General features: G+C 45.0%; 14 protein-coding genes and 1 pseudogene. 9 read left to right on the top strand and 6 right to left on the bottom strand.

Annotation, left to right across the window (positions count from 1 at the left end; translation table 11 throughout):
- Positions 1-112 precede the first annotated feature (112 nt).
- Positions 113-1,771 (bottom strand): recombinase family protein, encoded by a 1,659-nt coding sequence (locus tag GA0116948_RS00590; protein WP_089707939.1) that lies wholly within the window; start codon positions 1,769-1,771, stop codon positions 113-115.
- Between the two features lie 577 nt (positions 1,772-2,348).
- Between GA0116948_RS00590 and GA0116948_RS20945 the strand changes: the two genes are divergently transcribed.
- The 3 genes from GA0116948_RS20945 (at position 2,349) to istA (GA0116948_RS00580) (ending at position 5,468) form a co-directional block, all read left to right on the top strand.
- A complete protein-coding gene (locus tag GA0116948_RS20945) occupies positions 2,349-2,543 on the top strand; it encodes a hypothetical protein (protein WP_123891666.1) in 195 nt (64 codons plus the stop codon).
- A 343-nt stretch (positions 2,544-2,886) separates the two neighbouring features.
- Entirely contained in the window at positions 2,887-4,458 is a 1,572-nt protein-coding gene (locus GA0116948_RS00585) for a hypothetical protein (RefSeq protein WP_205686013.1), read from the top strand.
- A gap of 239 nt (positions 4,459-4,697) precedes the next feature.
- The gene (istA, locus tag GA0116948_RS00580) at positions 4,698-5,468 is read left to right on the top strand and encodes an IS21 family transposase (RefSeq protein ID WP_089707937.1); all 771 of its coding nucleotides are present in this window, start codon (positions 4,698-4,700) and stop codon (positions 5,466-5,468) included.
- Positions 5,469-5,490: 22 nt separating this feature from the next.
- On the opposite strand, the gene istB is transcribed toward istA (GA0116948_RS00580), so the two are convergent.
- The 5 genes and pseudogenes from istB to GA0116948_RS00555 form a co-directional block, all read right to left on the bottom strand.
- Positions 5,491-6,231 (bottom strand): IS21-like element helper ATPase IstB, encoded by a 741-nt coding sequence (gene istB / locus GA0116948_RS00575; RefSeq protein ID WP_089707935.1) that lies wholly within the window; start codon positions 6,229-6,231, stop codon positions 5,491-5,493.
- A gap of 19 nt (positions 6,232-6,250) precedes the next feature.
- Complete coding sequence (gene istA / locus GA0116948_RS00570) at positions 6,251-7,795, bottom strand: IS21 family transposase (protein WP_165798308.1); 1,545 nt, start codon at positions 7,793-7,795, stop codon at positions 6,251-6,253.
- Positions 7,796-8,359: 564 nt separating this feature from the next.
- A protein-coding gene (locus GA0116948_RS00565; RefSeq protein WP_205686011.1) for an IS3 family transposase occupies positions 8,360-9,458 on the bottom strand; the annotation gives its coding sequence in 2 pieces (ribosomal slippage) (positions 8,360-9,203 and positions 9,202-9,458; 1,101 coding nt in all).
- An 84-nt stretch (positions 9,459-9,542) separates the two neighbouring features.
- Positions 9,543-9,881: pseudogene (locus GA0116948_RS00560) on the bottom strand (transposase); the annotation flags it as partial.
- A gap of 156 nt (positions 9,882-10,037) precedes the next feature.
- Positions 10,038-11,231: a glycosyltransferase gene (locus GA0116948_RS00555; protein ID WP_089707929.1), complete on the bottom strand. Its 1,194-nt coding sequence runs from the start codon at positions 11,229-11,231 to the stop codon at positions 10,038-10,040.
- Between the two features lie 129 nt (positions 11,232-11,360).
- Between GA0116948_RS00555 and GA0116948_RS00550 the strand changes: the two genes are divergently transcribed.
- The 6 genes from GA0116948_RS00550 (at position 11,361) to GA0116948_RS00525 (ending at position 24,735) form a co-directional block, all read left to right on the top strand.
- Positions 11,361-12,164, top strand: a complete 804-nt coding sequence (locus tag GA0116948_RS00550) for a PIG-L family deacetylase (protein WP_089707927.1) — start codon at positions 11,361-11,363, stop codon at positions 12,162-12,164.
- 403 nt (positions 12,165-12,567) lie between these two features.
- The gene (locus GA0116948_RS00545) at positions 12,568-13,083 is read left to right on the top strand and encodes a UpxY family transcription antiterminator (RefSeq protein ID WP_089707925.1); all 516 of its coding nucleotides are present in this window, start codon (positions 12,568-12,570) and stop codon (positions 13,081-13,083) included.
- Entirely contained in the window at positions 13,074-14,459 is a 1,386-nt protein-coding gene (locus GA0116948_RS00540; protein ID WP_089707923.1) for a condensation domain-containing protein, read from the top strand. The genes GA0116948_RS00545 and GA0116948_RS00540 overlap by 10 nt, the downstream gene beginning before the upstream one ends.
- Before the next feature lie 27 nt (positions 14,460-14,486).
- The gene (locus tag GA0116948_RS00535) at positions 14,487-17,537 is read left to right on the top strand and encodes a cyclic peptide export ABC transporter (protein WP_089707921.1); all 3,051 of its coding nucleotides are present in this window, start codon (positions 14,487-14,489) and stop codon (positions 17,535-17,537) included.
- 7 nt (positions 17,538-17,544) lie between these two features.
- Positions 17,545-18,345 (top strand): aspartate/glutamate racemase family protein, encoded by an 801-nt coding sequence (locus tag GA0116948_RS00530; protein WP_089707919.1) that lies wholly within the window; start codon positions 17,545-17,547, stop codon positions 18,343-18,345.
- 9 nt (positions 18,346-18,354) lie between these two features.
- Entirely contained in the window at positions 18,355-24,735 is a 6,381-nt protein-coding gene (locus GA0116948_RS00525) for a non-ribosomal peptide synthetase (RefSeq protein ID WP_089707917.1), read from the top strand.
- Positions 24,736-24,763: the final 28 nt, after the last annotated feature.

Here is a 24,763-nt window from a genome sequence, read left to right as displayed (position 1 = left end):
CCACTGAAATATAGCCCGTTACTTAGTTTTGTCGGGTTTCATCAAACTAAATATTTCATGAACATTGCAAAATAGCATTTGGTACTCGAACCCTTGCAGTGTCCATGCTTTGTTAGACTTTAAACTCACTGAAAATATCTACTGCAAAAGATTTTAACAACGTCAACACTTGTTCTGCTGTATCACGATTGATGACTACATTCCTATTACGTTCAAACATTATAATTTTCAAAATTTTGTCCTCACTGTTATCAATCCGATACGTATTTTTTGGAAAATTGGGTGTACGGCTTTGTTGTTCATCGGTTATTATTGGGGCGTCTTGATTGCAAATAATCAACATCGCCACATTGAATAGAGAATGAAATCTATCTTTATCAAGTACAATCCTGCCAGTAGTAATAGCCTTAATTATTTTTCTCTTTTCGACTATATCCGCATTCTCATATGTCACCCGCAGATTTGAAAGCTTGCCAGTTGCCTCTTTAAGCAGCCGCTCCGATTGGCAGATCATCAAAGCCGCCGTATGAAGATTCGGGCCCAAACTGTTTATTCTTCTCTCGCAGTCTTGTTTAATAGCTAAATAGTCATCGCCATCAATTTCTCCCAACAACAACAGTTCTCTTGCCTTGATCGCCCGCTCGAATAATCGCTCAATGTTTTTCGTTATTTGAGCCTGCATGGCATTTCCATTGTTAAATAAATCCTTAAATTGCATTTTCAAAGTTTGTGTAAACAGCCCCTCATAAAATTCATCTACAACCAACTTCTCCAATTCTTTTATAAACCTTTCATTGATGACATCCGCCCTACACCTGAAGCCGCAAGTGGCTGTGCAGTGGTAATAGTAATATTTACGACTTCTCCCCTCTGACGCACTACCGGTAAGCCTCTTTTGGTATATTGAGCAAAAAACATATCCTCTCAATGGAAATTGGGTGTGATGAATGATTTTAGGTTGTGGGGCACCTTTTCTGCTTTTTAAAATCTGTTGGACTCCGTAAAATAAATCTTCCGCAATTATCTTTTCATGAATCCCGCAAACCAAATGGGAATTACTACCATTATTGGAGGAAATAAGCAGCTTCCCACAATAAACCGGGTTATGGATAAGATGCCAGAAATTATTTAAACTGCACCGCAGCCCCTGGTCAGCGGCTTTTTTATGAGCTAGCCTGATGCTGTCGGTTCCATATGTCAGGTTTTCGAATACGCTACGGATAATATTTGCTTCATGCTCATAGGGAACTATTATCTTCTTACCTTCCGAGGTTATGGTATTCCTGTACCCAATCGGCGCCTTCCCCGTCCACCGGCCTTCTCGTCGTGCTGTATTCATCCCTTGTTTTACGTTCAGGGCTCTCCGGTCATTTTCAACTTCGGAGGTAGCAAGATAAATGGCCAGCATCAGCTTATTCTCAGGAATAGATAAATCAAGGGGCTGATCTATTGCCTGGACCTCAATGTTCATTTTCTTGAGTAATGAGATCATGTAATATGCATCAGCTGCATTTCTGCTAAAACGATCCCAGCGAGTGAAAAGGATAAGATTCGGACGGATGTTCTTTTTTTCATTAAATGACCGCAGCAGGGCCTTCCATTCAGGTCGGTCAAAACTTTTTGCAGAATGATCTTCGCGAATGATATCGAGTATTTCAATGTCATTTGCACAGCAAAATTTGAGCAAATGCTCCTCTTGATTTCGTTGTGAGTATCCCTTAAGTGCTTGCTCATCTGTACTCACACGGATGTAAATGGTGGCATTTTTCATGTTTTTATATAAAAAACAGATTAGTTAACCCAACTGTTGAAAATGGGAAATGTTACAAGACAGTACGACATTTCTCCACCCAAAGCACACCGTGAAAATCAGACAAATACAATCCTAGAGATTGCCACAATCTTCATCTGTACTAATGAGGATGTAAATATTAATAGTTTCATAATTATTTAGTGAAAAGGTTAGCGGCGCTGGCCTATTAGTTATCGGTATATTTTTTTTGATTATCCACTATTTTTCTTAACTTGTTCCAATAATATCCCTGTTGCCGAACCCTAAAATTTTTGTTGCCCTAATTGATGCCAATGAAGTCGTAATCGGGATCAATAATTATTCAGCGAGTGAGAAAATAATCGTAATATTAGTTAGCAATTTCTGTCGTCATGAACACTAATGAACAAGCAAATCCAATACTTAATTTCCGAACTATTCAGGAAAATAAAATTCGAAATCTAGATGCCATTTCAACAAATAGTTCTTCACGGAGTGACAAAAATACACAATGCCAATATCAAACTTTGATTACAAAATCATGTGAAGCGGTCGATTCATCAGAACATTCATAAACATGGAAATTAAGAACCCTATTCTCGAATTTAGAGAGTTAAATGATTTCTGTGGATATGATTTCCCCAACGAAAATGATTCATCAACGCTATTTGTTCAAGGCAATTTTACAAATACAAAAGTTGATGCTTTCTTTGTTGCTCAAACCTTGATAACTAGGTCAAGAGAGGCCGTTGATACATCAGAACACTCATAGTTGTGAAAATAGCAAATCCGATTCTGCTTTTTAGGGAAGAAAATCAATCTAAAACTCACCTAAACACCCCTCTAACATTTGAGAAATGTGGCGGAGATAAATTAGTATATGTGCCAATACCTAATACCTCTACTTATCAGACCATGATAGCCAAAACGAGAGAGGCAGCAGATGCATCTGAGCATAGTGACTGCTAATGAATTCCCGGACTTGATCATTTCACATATGCCCAATACACTTATTATCTCTAATCGCGACGATGTTAGTATCGAATACCTAATTTCAAAAATGGATAACCGCGGAATATCCCATTTAAGAATTAACTCAGAAGATATAGGCTCTTTTGAGTTCAGCAGCTGGTATACGTGTCACTATTATAGGAGTGTTAATATATGCAGTTAAGATCACCAAAGAAGGGACTGAAGTTGCTTGGAGATTATTTATATATTTTAGTGTTAACAGCAATCCTAAAGAAAATACAATGAACGAAAATTTACCCCAAAATCAGCAGGCCCAGAATGGCTTAATACAACTAAACGAATTTGAAACCAACTTAAAACAGGTTCTAATTTTTCACTCCTTGCCCACTGATGGCGTTTTTGCAGGCATTCCTGAGAGGGTTAATGTTTTTAAGAACTTAAATACTGTTCTAGGTCAACTCACTCTAGAAAAAAAGCAGCAGTCTCTTTACTTGTCGAAATTCATTGCAAGTACCGCATCCGGACTTTTTGATGCATCGCTAAATTATCTTTGGGATGAAACGATTTTGCAAATAAGGAAACGTGTTTCTCAGTATGATATTGAATTTTTTTATGATAATGCAGTTACAGGTGATAGAAGAAAACGTCTAAAAGATGAGAGTGACTTAGATAAAGTAGATGACTACGACCTGATAAAAGGTGCCAAAGAGATTGGGCTAATTTCCGACTTAGGATTTAAACATTTGGAATATATTAATTATATGAGAAATTGGGCAAGTGCGGCTCATCCCAATAATAGTGAGATAACAGGGTTACAATTAGTTTCTTGGCTTGAAACCTGTATAAAGGAAGTCATTACCTTACCAATTTCAAATGTTACGATAAGAATAAAGCAACTTCTTCAGGGCGTCAAGAATACTGCAATTTCAGCAAAGAATGCTCAAGAAATTGCTGTGTTTTCTACAAGTTTGATACAAGAGCAAATTAATAATCTTGTATCGGGTTTCTTTGGGATATATGTAAGGCCTGAAACCACGAGCCAAACCCATCAAAATATAAATCTTTTGCTTCCAGAGATATGGGGACGTGTTGACGAAGATGTAAAACAATCGTTCGGTTTAAAATACGCTCATTTTACGGCTAATAATAGTCAAGATGAGAAAAAATTATCAAGACAATTTCTGCAAATTGTTAGTGCTGAAAGCTATATCCCTGATGACTTAAGAGCTATAGAAATCGATAACACAATTGATAATCTACTATCTGCGCATAGAGGGTTCAATAACTTCTACAATGAACCTGCATTTGCTAAGCAGCTTTTACGAATCATAGGAAAGCCTTTAAAAATTCCAAAGTCTGTGGAAAAGAAGTTCGTAATCGCAATTGTTGAAGCTTTTCTAACTAATGGTAATGGTGTTGCTGTTTCTGCCAATGAGATATACACTGAAATACTTTCGAATCTTAATTCCCATCAAGCAAACATAGCTGGTCTTTCATTTACTGATTCGAAAATTAGCAGCAGGCTTCAATTTTCTCTTTCACAACAAAAATTTAAAGAGTTATTAGAAATTGTAATACCAAGTATAACATCACCGCCTGTTAATGATCTGATTAAATATATAACAGATGAGTATAAAGGAAATGTGTCGCAATTGATGAATGATAAAGCCGTAAAAACATCTGTTGAAAATTTAAAGATCTTGTTGAGTGTATAATCCGGAGTAAAGTGAACCACTAATTCCGGAGTAAAGTGAACCAGTTATTCCGGGGCAAAGTGAACCACTCTGATGGCAGTGTTTATTCAATTGGCAGATTAGATTCCGGAGTAAACTGAACCACCCTTATCGGTTATGCACCTGTCATTCCGGCACAAAGTGAACCATTTATAAAGCGCTTACAAGTAGCATATTTAATCAGCAAGCCATTGCTTTGCGGTAAAAATTACCGGATCGTGATGGCTAACAAGGTTATAGAGATGCACATTGTACGCAGTATTATACAACAATCAGCACGTAATTATTCAGAGCGGCAGATTTCCCGCCAGTTAAATATTTCCCGTAATACAGTACGGCATTACATTCAACGATTTAAAGCCACTACCTACACCTGGGAGCAGCTATTGGAGCTGGAGGACGCAGCCCTTTGTGAGCTGACCTATGCCCCGGAGCAGCCACCAGTCAAAGATGAGCGGAAACAGTTTTTTGAGGAGCGCGTCAGTTATTTTCTGGCTGAACTTAAACGTACAGGCGTTACCCGTCACCTGTTATGGCAAGAGTACCGTCAGCAGTACCCTGGTGGCTATGGCTACTCACAATTTTGTGACCTGCTAACCCGCCACAGTAGTATCACAGATATCTCCATGCATTTTGAGCACCCACCGGGTCAGATGATGATGATTGATTTTGCCGGTGATAAACTGTGTTACACAGACCGCGGGACAGGGGAGGTGATCTATTGCCCGGTACTGGTTTGTGTATTGCCTTACAGCGGTTATAGCTATATAGCTGCCCTGCCGGATGCCAGCCTTCCTCACCTGGTAAAAGCGTTGAACAATTGCCTGCAATATTTTGGAGGCGTGCCAGCCAGTCTGAAGACAGACAACATGAAGCAGATGGTGAGTAAAAGCTGCCGTTATGAGCCGGTATTTACCGACATGATACAACAATGTGTATATTCTGATGATGTTGACCCACCTGCGAAGCAGGCAATAAGAGTAAGAGCTTGATGTGGATTAAAAATACAAAGTGTTATTGATTAGCATTCTCTTTTTTTCTTCTCAGCGATTCTCCCTTTAGTTCAACCCGATGAGAGTTAGCTGTCATTCTGTCAAGGATGGCATCGGCAAGCGTGGGGTCGTTTATGTATTCGTGCCATTTTGCAACCGGTAGTTGTGAGGTAATTATGATACTTTTTTTGCCATACCGGTCCTCCAGTAACTGTAATAATGTAAGTCGCATATCCTGGGTCATCGGCGCTAATCCAAAGTCATCGAGGATGACCAAGGCTTGTCGTTCCAGGTGATTTAATAATTTAATGTAGTAACCATCCAGCCTGGATAAGGTAATTTTCTCTGCAAGCCGGTTCATATTTAGATAAATAGTTTTGTAACCATGTAGGCATGCCTGGTGTCCAAGAGCGCAGGCAAGGTGGCTTTTTCCGCAACCAGTGGCACCAGTAATCAAAATATTTTCTCCCTGCAGCATATAGCGCCCTTCTGCCAGTATGGACAATTGCTGTCTGGTAATATTCCTGGCCGGACTGCATTCCACCTGTTCTATGGTAACAGGTAAACGAAGCTTCGCGAGTTTAAGGCAAAGTGTTGTTTTTTCATTGGCCCGGTTTAGTTCTTCTGACTGAAGCAGGTGGGCTATTAGTTCATGACCGTCCATTTGCTTGTCCATAGATAATTCAAGCTGGGAGCGATAGGCTTGGTACATACCCTGTAATCGGAGTTGTTGCATTTGCTGAAGCGTTTGCGTAGTGTTCATTGTTTTTTAGTTTATATGATTATTGATAATGCTCTTTCCCCCTGATGTTCTCGTGAGTTGGTGTTGGTGGCGTACCCACCTGCGGTAGCTGCTTATCAAGGCCGCGTTCCAGTACGTTCTTGATCATTGTATAATTAACGCGGGTACCTTGTAGTATACGGCGGCAGGCCGCCTCCAATCGCCCGGTCCCGTATTTTTTGGCGAGCATCAACATGCCGAAACAAGCTTTATAATTCTGTTCGATGTAAATACTATTTTCTAACATGAGTACCGCTGCCTGATGGGTAGAAGCCCCAATACGGTTCGCCTTGGATAGCAGGTCATCACGATTCCAGCCTTTAATCTGTTGCATATGCTGGTGATGAGGAGGCATATGTTCGGCAAGTGTCGTGTAGGCCTTCTTGTGGCTATTGCGTATATGTAGTGCGATGCGTTGATAGTCCAGGTATATTTCTACTGTCCGGTGATCATACAATACTTTTACCTTTTTTCCTACATGCACATACGGCACACTGAAGTAATGGTGATCTTCCGAGAGTTGTATATGATAATTGCGTTGAACAGTAAGGGTGGCCACTTTTTTAGCGCTAAAGGGCTCAGTAGGTAATGCCTTAAGGGCACTACGTTCCTGCTGCTCAAAATAGTACCAGCGGCTACAAGGAGTATGCTTGTAAGGCTTGTTATTGAGCAGTAGTAGCTGTTCTTGCATCGCAGCATTAAGTGTTTGCAGGCTGGTAAACTCCCGGTTTCTTAAAGGGGCATATACGTGTGTATAAACAATATTAACAGCACGTTCTACCATTACTTTATCCCGGGGACTGTAAGGGCGGGTTGCGCTGAAGGTGGTGTTGTAATGCTCGCTGAGCTGGTGGCATATATCTGTAAATACGGGTTCATACCGGCTAGGCTGGGTTACTGCAGTTTTTAGATTGTCACATAGAATAGTAGCCGGTACACCGCTATAGAACCTCAGCATAGCATTGATACAGGTGGTAAAATCTGCGGTTTGCTGGGTGTGTACTGCCAGACAGAAAATAAGACCGCTAAAAGGGAGGATGGCAACAAAGGTCTGGCATTGAATAACCTCGCCGGTAGAGGGATCTATGTAAGAGAGCTTTTTGCCTGCAAAGTCAATCATAATCATATCTGCTACATGGTATTCCAGGTGCATGGACAGGTCCCTGTTTTTCAAATATAGATTAAGGTGGTGGCAATAATGGCTGTATACATAACCATCTGGATGCTGTCCGATGTACTCTTGCCAAATTAATTGGCGGGTTACACCGGTCTTATTGAGTTCACCCTGAGCATATTGAAAATGGATAATCAGTTGCTGTAATCGGTCCGTATCATGGTTGAGGCTATCATTGCCATAGGCTCTATCAGCCAGCGTTTTGTTATCCCATGCTTCAACAGGGGCATCTTTTGCAAGTAGACCAATGTATTTACGAACGCTGTTACGGCTGATACCAGTCCGGCGAGCGATCTCCCGTATACCAATACCATCCTGCTGAAGTTGAAGGATCTGTTTTAACTGTTCCATTGCTATGGGCTTTTGTGCCATGCTCCTGTTTTTTGGAGCAAATGACCGTAAAAAGCGCTTACTCATTATCTTCTACTTGCAGGTGGGTCAACATGCCAGAATGACAATGGTACTTCGTGACCAAAAGTGCAACCTGGGTGGGTCAACATGCCAGAATCGATGAATAAAAATTCTGGAAGACCTTCAAAATTGCTGGGTCAACATCCCAGAATGGTGGGTGAGCATAAAACAGAATGATGGGTCAACATAAAACAGAATCTACAGCAAAAGAGTTTGAACAACTGGCTATGAGTAAGGAATTTGTAAGCCATAATAGCTCTGCCGTTGAATTGAAAGGTATATTATATTGCCTGCTTGATTATTGGAGCATTGACCGGAAATTATTCGCGGGGCGATAAAAATGCTGTTGCGACCCCTCATTAGAGGGGTCGGTAATTTGCTTGCCCTTTATCTATTGTACCTGTCCAATTGCAACATCGCTGGTAGAACGGCTTCTCCTGTATTCTTTTCCACTTAGAGTTGTTATATTCTACTGCCGCAAAAGACGTCTTTTTATCATCAGGATTTATTTTTATTTCTACCATCTCAATATTCGTTCTGTTTGCAATTGGCTACAAACTGAGCAGGTGTTAGCTCGTTTAATGAGCTATGTGGTCTAAAGGTATTATACTCTTGTACCCAGTTGCTAATTTTCTCATAGGCATCATCCAAGGATAAGAACCAGTTTACGTTTAAGCACTCATCCCTGAATGAACCGTTGAAGGATTCTATGAATGGGTTGTCTGTAGGTTTACCTGGTCTAGAATAGTCCAGCACAACCTTGTTTTCATATGCCCATCGATCAAAATCCTTCGAGATAAATTCACTTCCATTATCGACTTGTATCCGTTTTGGGACGGTGCCATTCTCCCGCTTAAGAGTTTCCAGAGCCTCCACTACATCTATCCCCTTGATGGATTTCCCGACCCGGATCGCATGGCAGTAGCGACTAAAATTATCGACTATAGTTAACGACCTGAATTTACGTCCGTCGAAGAGAGCATCGGCTACGAAATCCATGCTCCAACATTGGTGTAAATTAGTGATATTGGGTCTTTCCAGACGGTGTGCCGCTGATTTATTCCTTCGTGGTCTTTTGCTGCGTAGGTTAAGCCCTTCTTCTTTGTAGATCCTATGAATCCTTTTATGATTGTCCTTAAACCCCTCTCTGCGTAACAGTATGTAAATCCGCCACATCCCATATCTGACCCTCGCCTCTGCAATCTCGCGCATTCGTTGGCGAAGGTGCCGATCTTCTCGGCGGCGCGAACGGTAATGCCAATTGGACCAGGGCATGCAAACTACGCGGCAGGCTCTTCGAAGGGATACCTGGTAGTCGGCAGTTAAATGGGTTACCAACTGCCGTAGTTGACGGGTTTTCAAAGATTTTTTTTAGCACATCCTGCAACATCTGTTTGTCCAGGCTTAAATCTGCGACAATCTGCTTCAGCTTCGCATTTTCGTCCTGAAGTTGCTTCAGTTGCCTTAGCTCACTCATTCCAAGTCCTCCATACTTTTTCTTCCAGTTGTAAAAAGTAGCTTCGCTGACACCCATTTGCCGGCATACTTCTTGGATCTTTACACCACTGTCCGCCTGCTTAAGCGCAAACACAATCTGGCTTTCGGTAAATTTTGTTTTTTTCATGAGCAATCTTTCATGTTTAAATTATGAATTATTGCCCGATTTCTCTACTTTTCAATTGCCCGATTTATTGGGGGGAGGTCAGTCAAAATGATTATACTTCACATAAGCTGTAATTCGCTTTTTTTCAAGCCACCCGTAGTTTTGCTCGCTTCCATAACCTGCATCAGCAGTGATATTAACAGGTTTCTTCTCATACAGTTTGATAAACGTATTCAGATGTTGCTCCAGGGTGTTGGTGTCGGTGGTATTCTGATGAAGACTGTAATTGACAATGTATTGATTATTGGTACTTATCTGTAAGTTATAGGCTGGCTTTAATTGCCCGTTTTTCATATGATCTTCCTTCATTCGCATGAAGGTGGCATCTTCGTCTGTCTTGCTATAGCTGCTTAAGTATAGAAGTAGGATTATTAGCATTAGCACATAATCTCCGCAAAAAGGCTGCTTAAAATGATAGGCAAAGTACTCCGTTTTTAAAGTTTATCTCAGAATGATAAAAATAAGCCCTTAATACAAGAGGCCGCCTCAAATATTTATGAGACGGCCTCTAGCATATCGTTAAGTGGTATTAACGCCTGCTTACGACGCTTTTGCTTTTTCTGCTTTGCGCTTTGCCTTTTCGGCGGGTATCTGGAACGGTGAATGCACCGCCTTTACTTTTGGATGTTTGAAGTATTTAATAATGGCGCCCATCCAGGCGCAGTAGTCTACCGCAATTTTCAGTACAGGGTAGGCGAGGATCACCTCTATCTGCCGGCTTTTAAATTCATGGGCTTCATGTGGTGCGGAGGAAATCAGGTAGCCGCACCATGCGACCTGTGAAATATATATTGCCAGGATACTGATTAAGAAGTAAACCGGGCTGAGAAACAACGTTGTAAGCAGCATCACGGGGAGCAATACAATAAATGCAATGGTGAGGAGGTCCATAAAGGTAACCAATCCGATTTTCTTTCCGCGGGCAATGAGGCGGAGGTAGTAATTACGTTCTTTTGCAAGCGTTTCCAGGTAACCAAGGTTCCAGCGTATTCTTTGTTTTATGAGCGCTTTCATAGAAAGAGGAGGTCGTGTGAGGGCGAGAATATTATTGAGATAGATGGTTTTGTATCCCAGTTTTAAGCCGAGCACAGTGGCTTCCCGGTCTTCTCCGTTTCTTAAACCACTGTGATGATGGTAGATGTCTACCAGTACCTGGCGCTTGAAACAGGAGCCGGCGCCGGGCATTACGCGGATACTTTTTTCTGCTGCATGAAATTTATACAGGCTGCGGGCAATGGTATATTCCAGTTGCTGATAGCGGAAAATATGCCCGGTGCCTTCAAAGGGCAGCATCCGGAAGTAGCCTCCCATGAGCCGCACATCGCTGGATAGCTCAGAGATACTGTTGAGCATATGCTGTAAGCCAATGGTATCTGTGTCGAAATCAGAAAGGATTACATACTCATGTGAAATAGACAGCGCCGTAAGAAAAAGCGCGCCTACCTTACTGGCATTGGGCCGTATGGATGCCAGGTAAAAGGCGCCCGGATTTTTTAGCAGGTATTGGTTAATGATTTCAAGGCTGTTATCCGTAGAGCCGTCATCGATAATGATCAGGTCGATTTCCTGCTCATGGCTTTTGGAGATCGTTTTAAAATAACAGAGCCTTGACTCAAAATTGTGATTTTTGCTCTCATTGAATTGCGGGACCAGCATAGCAATTTTCTTTTCCTTACCTGGTGCATTTCCCACCCATTCTATTTGTACGGCATTTTTTTTCAAATGGTTTATCATGAGATGTTATTTATCGTGTGTTTGCGTATGGCTGTTTGAAATAATTTCTGGTATTGTGTTTTTTAATCGGAATACTTTTAATTTGTAGAAAATCCCGGATCACGTTAATCCATTTACAACTTTACCCTTATGCAGCACAACCCAACAATCCGATGCTACTTTATTGCCCATGCCGATGACTGGCAACTGTTTATGGCGCCCGAAGTAAGTAACGACATGATGGATAAATCATGTAAAGTAGTGATCGTACATACCACCGCAGGCGACGCGGGCAAAGAAGAGCAGTATTGGAAAGCGCGTGAACAGGCAGCTATCGACTCGATGATTTTTTGTATGTCGGCCGACGAAAGTTATGCCTACAAGGAAGCGTATGTACAAATTAACGATAAGCAGTTGTTTACCGTCACGGCTAATAATTGCACCTGCTATTTTCTGCGTTTACCGGATGGCGCTTACGATGGTTCCGGGTTTACCGCCTATGGGCAGCAAAGCCTGGAAAGGTTTGCCAGCGGGGACATACAGCGATTGGAAAGTGTTGACGGTACAGCGGCATACAACAACTGGCAGGAGCTGGCACAAACGCTGGATGCTATTATCCGCAAAGAAGCGGATGGATTATCCCTGGAGGATGTGCTGCTGTGTTTCCCGGAAGAAGATGTAGTAATGAACCCGCGCGACCATAACGATCATTATAATACAGCTAAACTGGTGCGCAGTACGGCTGCTTACCAACCATGCCGCAAGCGTGCGTATGTGGATTACGACATATTGTACACAGGCGGTATATTGAATGAGGAAGAGTTGTTTTGGAAAATCGGGATGTTTACCACCTATCATCAGTCGTTGTATAAGCTGTATGGTCATTCCACCATTGCAGAGGATACTTCTTTTATCCCGTGGTGTTTCAAACGCTCTGTGTATCGCTCGTTGTAGCTGGCTATGGGGCTGTATTTCCCGCTGCAGACCATAGCTACCGCTTATGCCGCTCACACCTGGCCGCTTTACAATGCACATTGTATACCGTGCAAAATAGAATAAACTGTTGAACAAGTCTTTAGTATAAATACCTAATATAATAGCGGGTTTTACGAAAAGACAGTTAGTTGCCCCATCCACTTGTAACGTAGTAAAAACCGCATCTTAAATTCGTGATTCTACTAGCGCAGGTTATTGTTGAATAATGTAATTTGCGATGATAGTGGAAACCCTTTTTTCAACCTATCTCCACCTGATCCTTTCCCGGAAACACTAAATGGTGTTGACCGTAGCGGTAGCTGTTTAATTATTTAACCAATGCGAAGCGCTGTAACTGGTCTTTGCAGATAACCCTTTTGATATGCAAACTTTCAGAGAAGGTTGGTATTTGTTGTATACCCGTCCCCGGCATGAGAAAAAAGTTAATACCCGGCTTTTAAACATGCAGATCGATTCCTTTCTGCCCATGATGAAATCCATCAGGAAATGGGGTGATAGGAAAAAAAGCATTGACGAACCGCTATTCCCCTCGTATATATTTATTTTTCTCAGGCATGTAAGGGATTACTTTTCTGTTATTGATATGGAAGGTTCACTTTATTTTGTGCGTAATGGTAAGTCGCTCGCCGAAGTACATGAAGATATAATCAAAGATATAAAAATGGCCCTGGCATATAATGTGGGGCTGGAAGTATCCATGCAGCGTTTTCCACCCGGGCAAAAGCTGTGCATAGGCAGCGGGCCGCTTACAGGGATGTCTTGTGAAGTAGTGCAGTATGCCAATACCCGTAAAATACTGGTACGTGTGCATATTCTTCAGGGAAACGTATTGCTTTCCATTCCTTCGCAGGATTTAATGCTTCCCGTATGCCAGTAGCTAAAATATTTGCCAGCAGCGCAACGCAGCGGCGGGAGTGGATGTTGTACCACGTACGGTCCGATAAAGCGCCGTTTAACCTTGAATTGTCGCTGCGGCTGGATGCATTCGACCTGGAACTGAACCAGCAGATCATGTTGCGGATGCTGGAACAATATGAAATTTTTCGTACCACGCTGCAGGTAATCGACGGCACCTTATACCAGGTAATTCATACGCCCGATACTTTTGTTATTGATTTTGATAAGAGAGATTTAACCCACCTGGAGCCTGCTGCCGCAGAAGCCGCCGCCAGGGAGATGCTGAAAGCTTCCCTGCTAACGCCTTTTGATATAGAACAAGGGCCCTTGTTTCGTATTTTGGTGATGGAATATACCCCGCATGACCTGTCGGTACACTTTATTTTCCATCACCTGGTAACGGATCAGTATTCCACCAGGCTTTTTGTTGACGGCATGAAAGAGATGGCTGCATTGTTCCTTTCCGGCGGGCAGCATGTATTTGATCCTGCCGTGCAATACAGTGCATACGTGCGTTTTGAACAGGAGTTGCTGAACACCTCCAGGGGTGATAAATACCGTAACTACTGGGAGTCTGTATTAAAAAATGGGATGCCCATGTTGCGGTTGATTAAAGAGCCGGCCCGGCAGGCTTTTGAGCAGCGGCACCTGCAAAAGGTGGCGGAGGTAAAAGACCGGTTGTACAAATTGCCTTTTGTTGATGAACGTTTTGTGGCCCCGGTTATCCGCCGGTATGAGATGAGTGAGGGCGGAGAAATTCATTATGCTTACCCAACAGACACTTTTACCCGGATAGAGCGGTATCGCCGGCAATGCGAAACCGGCTTACTAACGTTGATGGTGGCAGGTATCATGCTGTCGCTTCATCAACACAGCGGGCAGGAAACTTTTGTTTTTGAGATTATGGCATCCAAAAGACCGGATCAGCATTTTATGCAAACAATCGGATGGCTGGCTACAGGCGGCCCCTGCTTTTTCAATATCGCCGGAAAAGAAGATGCAGGCGATTTGCTGGAGTACGTGGATGAACAGCTTTACCAGTTATCAAAACATGTTTTCTATCCCTATGAATCTGTACTTTATAATGCCACACCGCCAATAGGCAGCCGGATCCCGGTATTTATTTCATTAACGCATTTTGAACAGCAAAGCGGCCGCACAGAAGAAGGCATCACATTCCGCAAACCTGCTGGTGCAGGCAACTACCAGGATCTGGCGCTCTTCTTTAATTTTTACCAGGATGCAGGCGAAGTGCAGCTTTATTATAATAATGAGTTATTCGACCTCGATAGCATGGAAGCACTGCTTCACGCACATGCCGGGTTTATAGCACAACTGCTCGGCGCGGTTGTATAAACTTTCATTATCTCAAGCCATTTATACATGTTATTTTTCCCGAAGCATCTCCTGCATTTTGCAGGCTTGTTCCTTATGCTGTACACCAGTGTTGCTTTTTCGCAGGATAAGCAGCAGCTGGTAGACCGGGAGGTGAAATCGCTCATGAAGGAAGGCAATATTCCGGGTATCAGCCTGGTGATGGTAAATGGCGGGCAACCCGTGGTGCGGAGCTATGGATATGCGGATGCGGAAAAAAAGATGCCGGTTACCCCGAATACCTTATTCCAGCTGGGCTCCTGTTCCAAAGCCTTTACTGCTTTGGCTATACAACAACTCATTGCTGCAGGAAAAATACATCCCGATTCGCTGGTAACCACTTACCTGCCATGGTGTAGCAGTACCTATAAAAACGTGCCTGCGGCTATTACAATAGCGCAGTTGTTACATCATACTAGCGGCATACCATGGCAAACAATTGCGGATATTCCGGCAGGCAATGCAGATACAATGCTGGAAGCCACTGTGCGAAAAGTGGCCGGTGTAAAGCTTCATCATAAACCCGGCACTGAATATGAATATGCCACAATTAATTATGATATCCTGGCGTTGATCCTGCAAAAAGTAACCGGGCAGCTGTTTGAAACATATGTAGCCGAAAAGCTGTTAGCGCCGCTGGAAATGCATAGTTCTTCCGTAGGCATACCTGTTGACAGCAACAGGATGGCGGCAGGATATAAAGTCGGTTTTTTCCGGGCACGTGCCTGTGATGCGCCGGTATTCCGCGGTAATAACGCCGCGGGCTATGTGATCGCTGATGCCAACGATATGGCAAAATGGCTGCTCTTTCAGATGGGGCGCCGGCCCAACGCCTTATACCCGCTGGCCCTGCAAACCCAGCAGCGCGACGAAACCGTTGCCTTACACGGAATGGCCGCCTATGGCATGGGTTGGGAAGTATCTTTTCATGGAGACGGCGCCATTTTTCATGCGGGCCTGAACCCCAATTTCTCCGCTTACATCGTTTTCCGGCCACAAACCAACAAGGGCGTGGTGTTGCTGGCAAACTCCAACAGCTACCTGACCGGTTTCATTGCCGAACGCGTAATGAAAATACTGGCTGCCGAAAAGCTGGAAGATAAATACAAACCTACCGACAGGGGCGATAAAAGCTTTTCGCTGATAGCGCTCTTACTCGCACTTTATATCCTGGGCAATATCGTTTTGCTGGTACTTGTGATTGTACGGGCGTCTCAGGGTAAAAGAAAATTAACAGGACCGGTTTTACCCAAACTCTGGAAGTTCCTGCAGCTCTTGTTACTATTAGTACCTTTTATGCTGGGTATTTACCTGTTGCCGCGCGCCATTGCAGGGTTTAACTGGACTTCCATCCTGGTATGGATGCCGGAGAGCTTTGCCGCAATGATTGTAATGGTGTTAATTGCTACAGGCATTACCTGCATATCTTACCTGGCTGGCCTGTTACTGCCTGAGCCTGACCAGCTGCTGAGAATGCTGCCACGTATTGTACTGGTAAGTATGCTTTCCGGTATCGCCAACATGGTAGTCATTATCCTGGTTACTTCTGCCTTAAACGTGGAAGATGATATCAGTTACCTGCTCTTTTATTATGCGCTTACGATGGCGGTATACCTTGCCGGGCGATGGTTTGTGCAGGTACGCCTGGTAAAGCTTACCCGTGGAATGGTTTATGATTTACGGATTAAGCTGATCGAAAAAATATTTGCCACTTCTTACCAGTTTTTTGAGAGGATAGAACGCGGGCGGATTTATACCGCTTTACAGGATGATGTGGATGTAATCGGCAATGCTACCAGTATGTTGATTATGTTACTTACCAACGCCATCACAGCCTTTGGCGCCTTCCTTTACCTGGCGGCATTATCACTGCCGGCAGCGGCGCTTACTTTTTCACTGATCATTATTGTGGCCGGTATTTACTATGTGGTAGGTAAGCGTACCGATATCTATTACAGCCGCGCCCGGGATACGGTTACTGTATTTATGGGGCATCTGAACGGCCTGATAGATGGATTCAAGGAACTCAGTATGCATAACAACAAGCGTCTTTCCTTTAAACGCGATATTACCGGTACCGCTGCTGCTTACCGTGATCATATTGTGATAGCAGATACCCGCTTTGTAAATGCTTTTCTGATCGGAGAGTCGATGCTGATACTACTGTTAGGCATCACCGCTTTTGGTATACCCAGGATGTTTCCTGATGTTGCCGGTGCTGTTGTTACCGGTTTTGTCATCGTACTACTATACCTGATCGGTCCGATCAACGGCATACTCAGCGCGGCGCCCGGCATATTACAATTACGGGTGGCCTGGAAACGGGTAAAGCAGTTTATGCAGGATGTTCCCGGAGAGATGGATATCTATAAACAAACCCTTCCTGTAGATCCGGTGGTACAATCCATACGGGCTGCCGGGGTTAGTTTTCACTACCAGCAAGGGGAGGATGGCAGCTTTGCCGTGGGGCCGATAGACCTGGAGATCAGCAGCGGTGAAGTGGTATTTATTATTGGCGGAAACGGCAGTGGTAAAACAACCTTGTCGCGCCTGCTGACGGGGCTGTATAAACCTCATCAGGGACATATACTGATTAACGGGAAAAAAGTTGACAGCTCCCGGCTGGGTGAATATTTTTCGACGGTTTTTAGTCCTGCCCATCTATTTGAAAAAATCTATGACACCGACCTGGAACATCGCGCAGCCGAAATAAGCGACTATCTGCAGTTATTAAACCTGTACGATAAGGTAAGTATCAGTAACAATCAATACAGCACCATTGCCTTGTCTGGCGGGCAGCGTAAGCGGCTGGCCTTGCTGCAATGCTACCTCGAAGATCATCCGGTATACCTGTTTGATGAGTGGGCGGCCGACCAGGATCCATCCTACCGCGAATTTTTTTACCTGCACCTGTTACCAAAAATGAAAGATGCTGGGAAAATAGTGATTGCCATTACACATGACGACCAATATTTTCATGTAGCCGATAAGGTATATAAGATGAACCAGGGAAAGTTGGAAACAATGGAAACTGCCCGGCAGATTTACCCCGATAAATAGCACAATTATGATACACCGCAACAATACTATCATTGGCATTGTGGGCGGTATGGGACCGCAGGCGGGGGCAGCGCTTTTTAATGAATTGATTTGCGGAACCACTGCCGGTACAGACCAGGAGCATCTTTCCGTGGCGCTTTTATCTTTTCCCGGACTCATTGCCGACAGAACGGCTTTCCTGGAGGGCCACACCGATATTAACCCGGCTTTTGCCATTGCCGGCCTCATTGGGCGGCTGGAGGCAACCGGCGCTTCCATTATAGGTATTGCCTGTAATACTTCCCATGCCCCTGCTATTTATGATGAAGTAAAGCAACAACTGAACAATACCAACAGCCAGGTAAAACTGCTGCATATGCCGCAGGAAACCTGTCATTTTATAAAGCGCCAGTATACGCACGTACAGCGTGTTGGGGTGCTGGGAACAGATGGTACCTACCGGTCGGGCATATACAGAACCATCCTGGAACGTATGGGATACGAGATAGTGTGGCCGGATTTTACCTTTCAGCATGAGGTAATACACCGGATGGTGTATGATGAGAATTTTGGTATAAAAGCCAGCCCACGCAGTGTTACAGCAGAGGTACAGCAGCTGATGGAAAAAGCGCTTGGCTATTTTAGCAGCCGCGGTACCGATTTGATCATCCTGGGGTGTACAGAATTTTCAACAGTGCTCACAACAGGAATGAGCCACAGTATGCAACTGGTGGATTCCACACATGTACTGGCAATGGCCCTCATCAGGGAAGCCACAGGCGAAAAAATTTCACAAACCTTTTCATCATCCCGGGTGGCCGGGAGTTAGCATGGTACTATGAATTACGCAACCCTTATTGATGCAATACAATACTGCAGTGAAAAAGATACCGCTGGTGTAACGTTCATCCCCGATGGCAAAGGGGAAGTGTATGTTTCCTACCGCAGGCTATACGAAGATGCATGGCAGCAGCTGGGATATTTGCAGGAAAAAGGTTTGAAACCACGCCAGGAGCTGATATTCCAGGTGGATGACGCACAAACGTTTGTTACTTTATTCTGGGCCTGCCTACTGGGCGGAATTATTCCGGTGCCTTTATCACCGGGCATTAAAGATCATCAGCGCAGAAAATTGTTTTCGGTATGGAATCGCCTGCATGATCCTTTTCTGGCTATTGATCCTATGTTGATGAAGAAAGTGAAGGCATTTGCCGTTGAAGCAAATCAGCAGGCCATTGTTTCACAAATGGAACAGCGTATGGTGGCGCCGTCGTTGTTGCAGGCATCGGGAAAAAAGGGTGTTATCCGGGAGGCGAAGCCGGATGATATTGCCTTTGTACAGTTCTCTTCCGGGTCTACAGGCAACTCAAAAGGCATTTCGTTAACGCACCGTAACCTGCTGCTAAACCTGGATGCCATCAGTACGGCAGCTGCTTATACCACAGCTGATTCGCTGCTCAGCTGGATGCCGCTGACCCACGATATGGGGCTGATCGGTTTTCACCTGAACCCTGTATTTTGCAACATCCCGCATTACCTGATCCCGGTAAATCTTTTTATCCGCCGCCCTGCGCTATGGCTGGAAAAGGCAGCGAAGCACCGGGTAAGCGTGCTCTGCTCGCCAAACTTCGGCTACAACTATGTACTGAAACACTGGAACAGTGAGGCGGCGCGGGAGCTGGATCTCTCGCAGGTACGTATTATCTATAATGGCGCTGAACCTATTTCTATTTCCCTGTGCGAAGCGTTTAACAGCGCCATGGCGCCTTATGGCCTGCGCGCGGATGCGATGCTGCCCGTATATGGGCTGGCAGAGGCCAGCCTGGCGGTATCTGTTTCGGACCTGAAGGAAAAAGCAATGTCGTTGTCGTTGCTGCGTAAGCATATGCGTATAGGCGGGCAGGTGATACCCGCCAATGCCGGCGAGGAAGGCACCGTAAAGGTGGTGAATGTAGGCAGGCCGGTGAAACATTGTGCTGTAAGGATTGTAGACACTAACGAGGAGCCCTTGCCCGATAACTGTATCGGGTTATTACAAATCAAAGGCGGCAATGTTACCGCCGGATATTACAATGATGAGGTAGCCACCACGCAGGCTAAAAGCGGCGATAACTGGCTGCATACAGGAGATCTTGCCTTTATGGCAGCAGGTAATCTTTACATTACAGGCCGCAGAAAAGATATCCTTTTTTACAACGGACAAAATTACTATCCACATGATCTGGAAGAGGTGGCAGAAAAGGTGGAAGGGGTGGCGCTTAATAAAATAGCCGTTGCAGGTATGCACGATCCTGCATCCGGTAAGGAAGAAGTAATTGTATTTGTATTGTACCGTGGAGCTATAGCGGATTTTATGCCTATACGAAGCGGCGTTATTGCCGCTATTAACCGGGAAGTGGGCTTCGCACCTGATCATGTGCTGCCGGTTCCGGAAATTCCGAAAACAACCAGTGGTAAAATAGAGCGGTTTCGTTTGCTGGAGCAATACCGGGAAGGCGCATTCCGCGGGGAGATGGAGCAGATCCGCGACCAACAGGCATTACAAAACAAACAAACAACTGATATGTTGCCTGAAGAAGCCACGATGGTGGCTATCTGGCAGGAAGTACTGGGTGTACCGGTATCGGTGGAGGATCGCTTTTTTGAAATCGGCGGCGACTCGCTGAAAGTGGCTACACTGATGATGCTGATTCAACAAACATTTGGTAAAGAGCTGCCGCTAAACAGCTTATACCAGTATCAAACAGTCAGGGAACTTGTACCCGCCCTCACTGCGCATGCGTTTGATGGTTTGCAATCTGCTGCGCTGCCCACCGGCGCGCAGGCAGTATCGCCGGCCCAAAGCAGGATATTTTTTGCGTGCGAATTAGATCCGTTGTCAACCGCTTATAATATACCGGTGGCATTTAAGCTGCAGGGAAAAATAAGCAGGGAACGGCTGGAAGCTGCGGTGAACAAGCTGATACAACGGCATGATGCATTACGCATGTGTTTTATGAATACAGACAACGGCCCTGTATATACCATTTTGCCGGAGTGGAAGTTGAGTGTGGATGAAATGACGGTGATGAACGAAAGCCTGGATACGTGTTTGCAGGCATGGATCCGGCCCTTTGATCTTACTGCGTCGTGGCTGTTGCGCATTGCGCTGGCGCACCTGCATGAAGAAACTTTTTTATGGGTTGATATCAGCCATATTATTGCAGATGGTATTTCCATCAGCAATTTTATCAGTGAACTCACGGTATTGTACGACGGCGGAATATTACCTGCGTTGCCATTTACCTACCACGATGTTTTGCAATCGGCGCCAGCCCGGCAGGAACACGGGGATTACTGGCAGGAGCAGTTGGCTGAAACGCCGCCTGTGCTTGAACTGCCAACCGATTTTAAACGGCCGGTGATATGGAACAGCAGCGGAGAAAAATTGTTTTTTGCTTTCACCAAAGCAGAATCGGCGGCATTAAGCCATTTAGCTGCCAGTGAGCATTGCACCCTGCACGTAATGCTGCTCACTGCCTACCGTTTGTTGCTAGCCGCTTATAGCGGCCAGGAAAATATAACCACCGGGATACCGGTGGGAGGGCGTACCCAAAGCGGTACTGCGGGTATAATGGGCATGCTGGTAAACAATCTTGTTATCTCCGGAGAGCTGCCGGCAACACTTTCTTTCAGTGAATTATTGCAACAGGAACAGCAGCATATTACCGCCGCACTCCGTCACCAGGATTATCCCTTCAGCAGCCTGGCAGCGTCTTTAGCACAGGCTGCCGACCCCGGAAGGCATCCCCTGTTTGATACCATGTTTATTTACCAGGACATGCAGGCCGACAATTTTGTAACGGGAGATTTTAAACTGGTGAGGCAATTATTTGATCCGGGAATTGCCAAGTACGATCTTTCCCTGGAAATATTTTATAGCAACAGTGGTATCCAATATGCTTTTGAATATGCTACTTCCCTGTTTGAGCAAAGTACCATTCAACGGATGGCGGCTCATTTTCAACAGCTGCTGAAAAATATATTACAGGATATAAATGCGCCGTTGCAAACAGTATCCTTGTTGTTGCCAGCCGAAAGCGATCATTTTATAAACGGATTCAATGCTACTCAGGATACCGATCCGGAGGATGCCGGTATCCTGCAACGTTTTACCCGGCAGGCAGCCCTGCATCCGCATCATACCGCTGTAATGCAGGGCAGCACGCGGCTTTCTTATCAAACACTGGATGATCTTGCCGGCCGCATGGCAGGCAGGTTACTGCCATTGACTGATGGCCGCAATGAGGTGGTGGCCATCCTACTGGAACGTTCTCCCTTACTGATTACAGGCCTGCTGGGCATCATGAAGGCCGGTGCAGCTTTTCTGCTGATTGATGTAACCCTGCCGGCAGAACGTATCGCCTACATGCTCCGCAACAGCCAGGCAAAGGTTGTGATCACCAGTAAGGATATGCTCGAACATTTTTCACAGGTAAGTTGTGATTATACCTGCATCCTGGCAGATGAGCCATTGCCGTTATACGAGCCGGCAGCCATTACCGCAAGTGCGGACGATATTGCCTATATGCTGTATACATCAGGGTCTACGGGGTATCCCAAAGGGGTGATCATCCGGAATGATGCGCTGAGTAATTATATCCGGTGGGCATCAGACTATTATGTAAAGGATGCACGCTGTGATTTTCCACTCTTCACGGCGGTATCTTTTGATCTTACGCTCACCTCTGTTTTTACCCCGCTGATATCAGGCAATACCATAGTAATTTATGAAGAAAGGGATAATGAGCTGCTGATAGAAACCGTATTACGCGATAATAAGGTAGATATCATAAAACTCACCCCTTCGCATCTGCTGTTATTGAAAGAATTACCGGCAGTAGTATTTACAGCGAGCAGGGTAAGGCAGTTTATTGTTGGCGGCGAATTATTTGAAAGCAGGCTGGCAATGGAGATCTGCAAAAAATTCCCGCACCCTGTAGCATTACATAATGAGTATGGCCCTACAGAGGCCACTGTTGGATGTATGATTCACACCTTCCATCCGTTAACAGATACCGGCCACCGGGTGCTGATAGGTGCGCCGATCTATAATACACAGATTTATTTATTGGATAAATACCTCCGCCCCGTGGCTACTGGTGTTACCGGCGAAATATATATTGCCGGCAAAGGCGTGGCAGCAGGTTACCAGGGGCTGGACACGCTTACCGCACAACGGTTTGTACCCAATCCATTTGCCGCAAACAGTGTCATGTACCGCACCGGCGATCTGGCCAAACGCTGTGCCAATGGTTTAATTGACTGTATTGGCAGAACAGACAGCCAGGTAAAAATAAATGGTGTCCGGATTGAACTGCAGGAAATAGAAATGCAATTGGTGCAATATCCCGGTATCCGGGAAGTAGTGGTACTGGCGCCCGGGAAAATATTACATGCGTTTTATACGGGAGATGAAATACCGGATGCCGGGAAACTAAGGGATTTCCTGGTATCGCGGCTGCCTTACTATATGATTCCCGTGAAATTTACACACTGTAAAGCGTTTCCGGCGAATAGAAATGGTAAGCTCGACCAGGAAGCCCTTCTGAAATATGAAACAACGGCGCCACTTACAGAAGAGGTGCTACCCGTCGGCGAAGTAGAAACAATCCTGCTGGAAGTATGGCAGCATTTTTTTAACCAGCCGGCGCTTTTGGTAACCGACAACTTTTTTGCCATTGGCGGAGATTCCATTAAAGCGGTACAGCTGGCAGCCCGGCTTCTTGCCCGGCAACTTCGCGTACAGGCCAGAATAATTCTCACCCTGCAATCTATCCGCGAAATAAGCAGGTTTGTTGAAACGTGCGATACCAGCAAAGCCTATACGCAGGGCATACTTACGGGAACAGTTCCGCTGCCGCCAGCCGCCTCCTGGTTAATAAAGCAACAACTGGCGGTTCCTGGCATGTATACACAATCGGTAGCGCTCGATTTTAATGAACCGCCAGACCCGCATTTACTGGGCCTTGCGCTGGATATACTCATTGCGCATCACGACGGATTACGCATGAATTGCACGGCAGATATGCAGGCGCTGTTTTACAACAACCGGCATCTGGATACCAGGCAACAGGTAGTGGTGCTCGAAGCGCCGGGATTAGATATCGGAGAGGTAGGCCTGGTGCAAAAAGATCCGGTGCTGGCGCCACTTTATACATTTGATATTCATCACGATCTGCTGATCAGAATCTTTGGTTTGCATACCCCTCACGGAACAAAATTTTATATCACTGCGCATCACCTGGTAATGGATGGCGTTTCCTGGCGCATTTTCCTGGAAGATCTGCACCTGGTTTGTGCGCAGCTGGCCGCGGGCAACCAACCGCTGCTGCCGCCGAAAACCGCCTCTGTAACTGATTGGACGTTGGTGCTTGCCACGTGGAAGGAACAAGCAGCGGCAGAAGCCCCGTTTTGGCAGCAACAGGAAGCGGGTGAGGAGTTGTTGCCAGTAGATATGGTAACTAACGATCATTGTGCAGGGAATCTTGCATACGAAACCGGTGAACTTAACGAAACAGATACCCGGTTTCTGCTGGCAGACGCGCATAAAATTTATGCCACGGATACACTGATGCTCCTGAATGCAGCCATGGCCATTGCCCTGCATCAATGGACCGGCGCCAATGAATTTACAGTAGAACAGGAAAGCCACGGCCGCTTGCTAAACAACCTGGATACCGTTCGTACCATCGGCTGGTTTACCGCTATGTATCCGCTGCGGTTATCTTATCATCACAATTCAGATACGCTCATCAAGCATACAAAAGAGCTGATGAGAGCCATTCCAAAAGGCGGTATCGGCCATGGCCTGTTGAGCACAGCTGCCGGTATTCCGCTGGTACGGCTAAATTACCTGGGTGATCTCAGCAATGGATTCAGCTATCCTATGTTCAACGCTTCGCCGGTACATGGTGTGGTAATGACCGCGCGCGAAAATCGTATTACTGCGGTATTGGAATGTAATAGCATGGTCATCGCTGACCGGCTGCATATAAATATCTCTTATAACCAGAAATCTTTTAAAGCAGCCAGTATAGCGCGTTTTACCAGGTCGTTTATCAATGCGCTTTCAGAAATTTTGCGCCATATCCGTCAGGAAACGGAGATACATTTTACCTCATCTGATTTTGATGGTCTGCAAATTTCGCAGAAAGAACTGGATGCCTTGTTTGATTAAAGATACAGGCAGCCTCACCTAGAAAAGC

It is taken from the genome of Chitinophaga costaii, assembly GCF_900094705.1.
Taxonomy (GTDB): domain Bacteria; phylum Bacteroidota; class Bacteroidia; order Chitinophagales; family Chitinophagaceae; genus Chitinophaga; species Chitinophaga costaii.
This window is presented reverse-complemented; position numbering and strand designations above follow the sequence as displayed.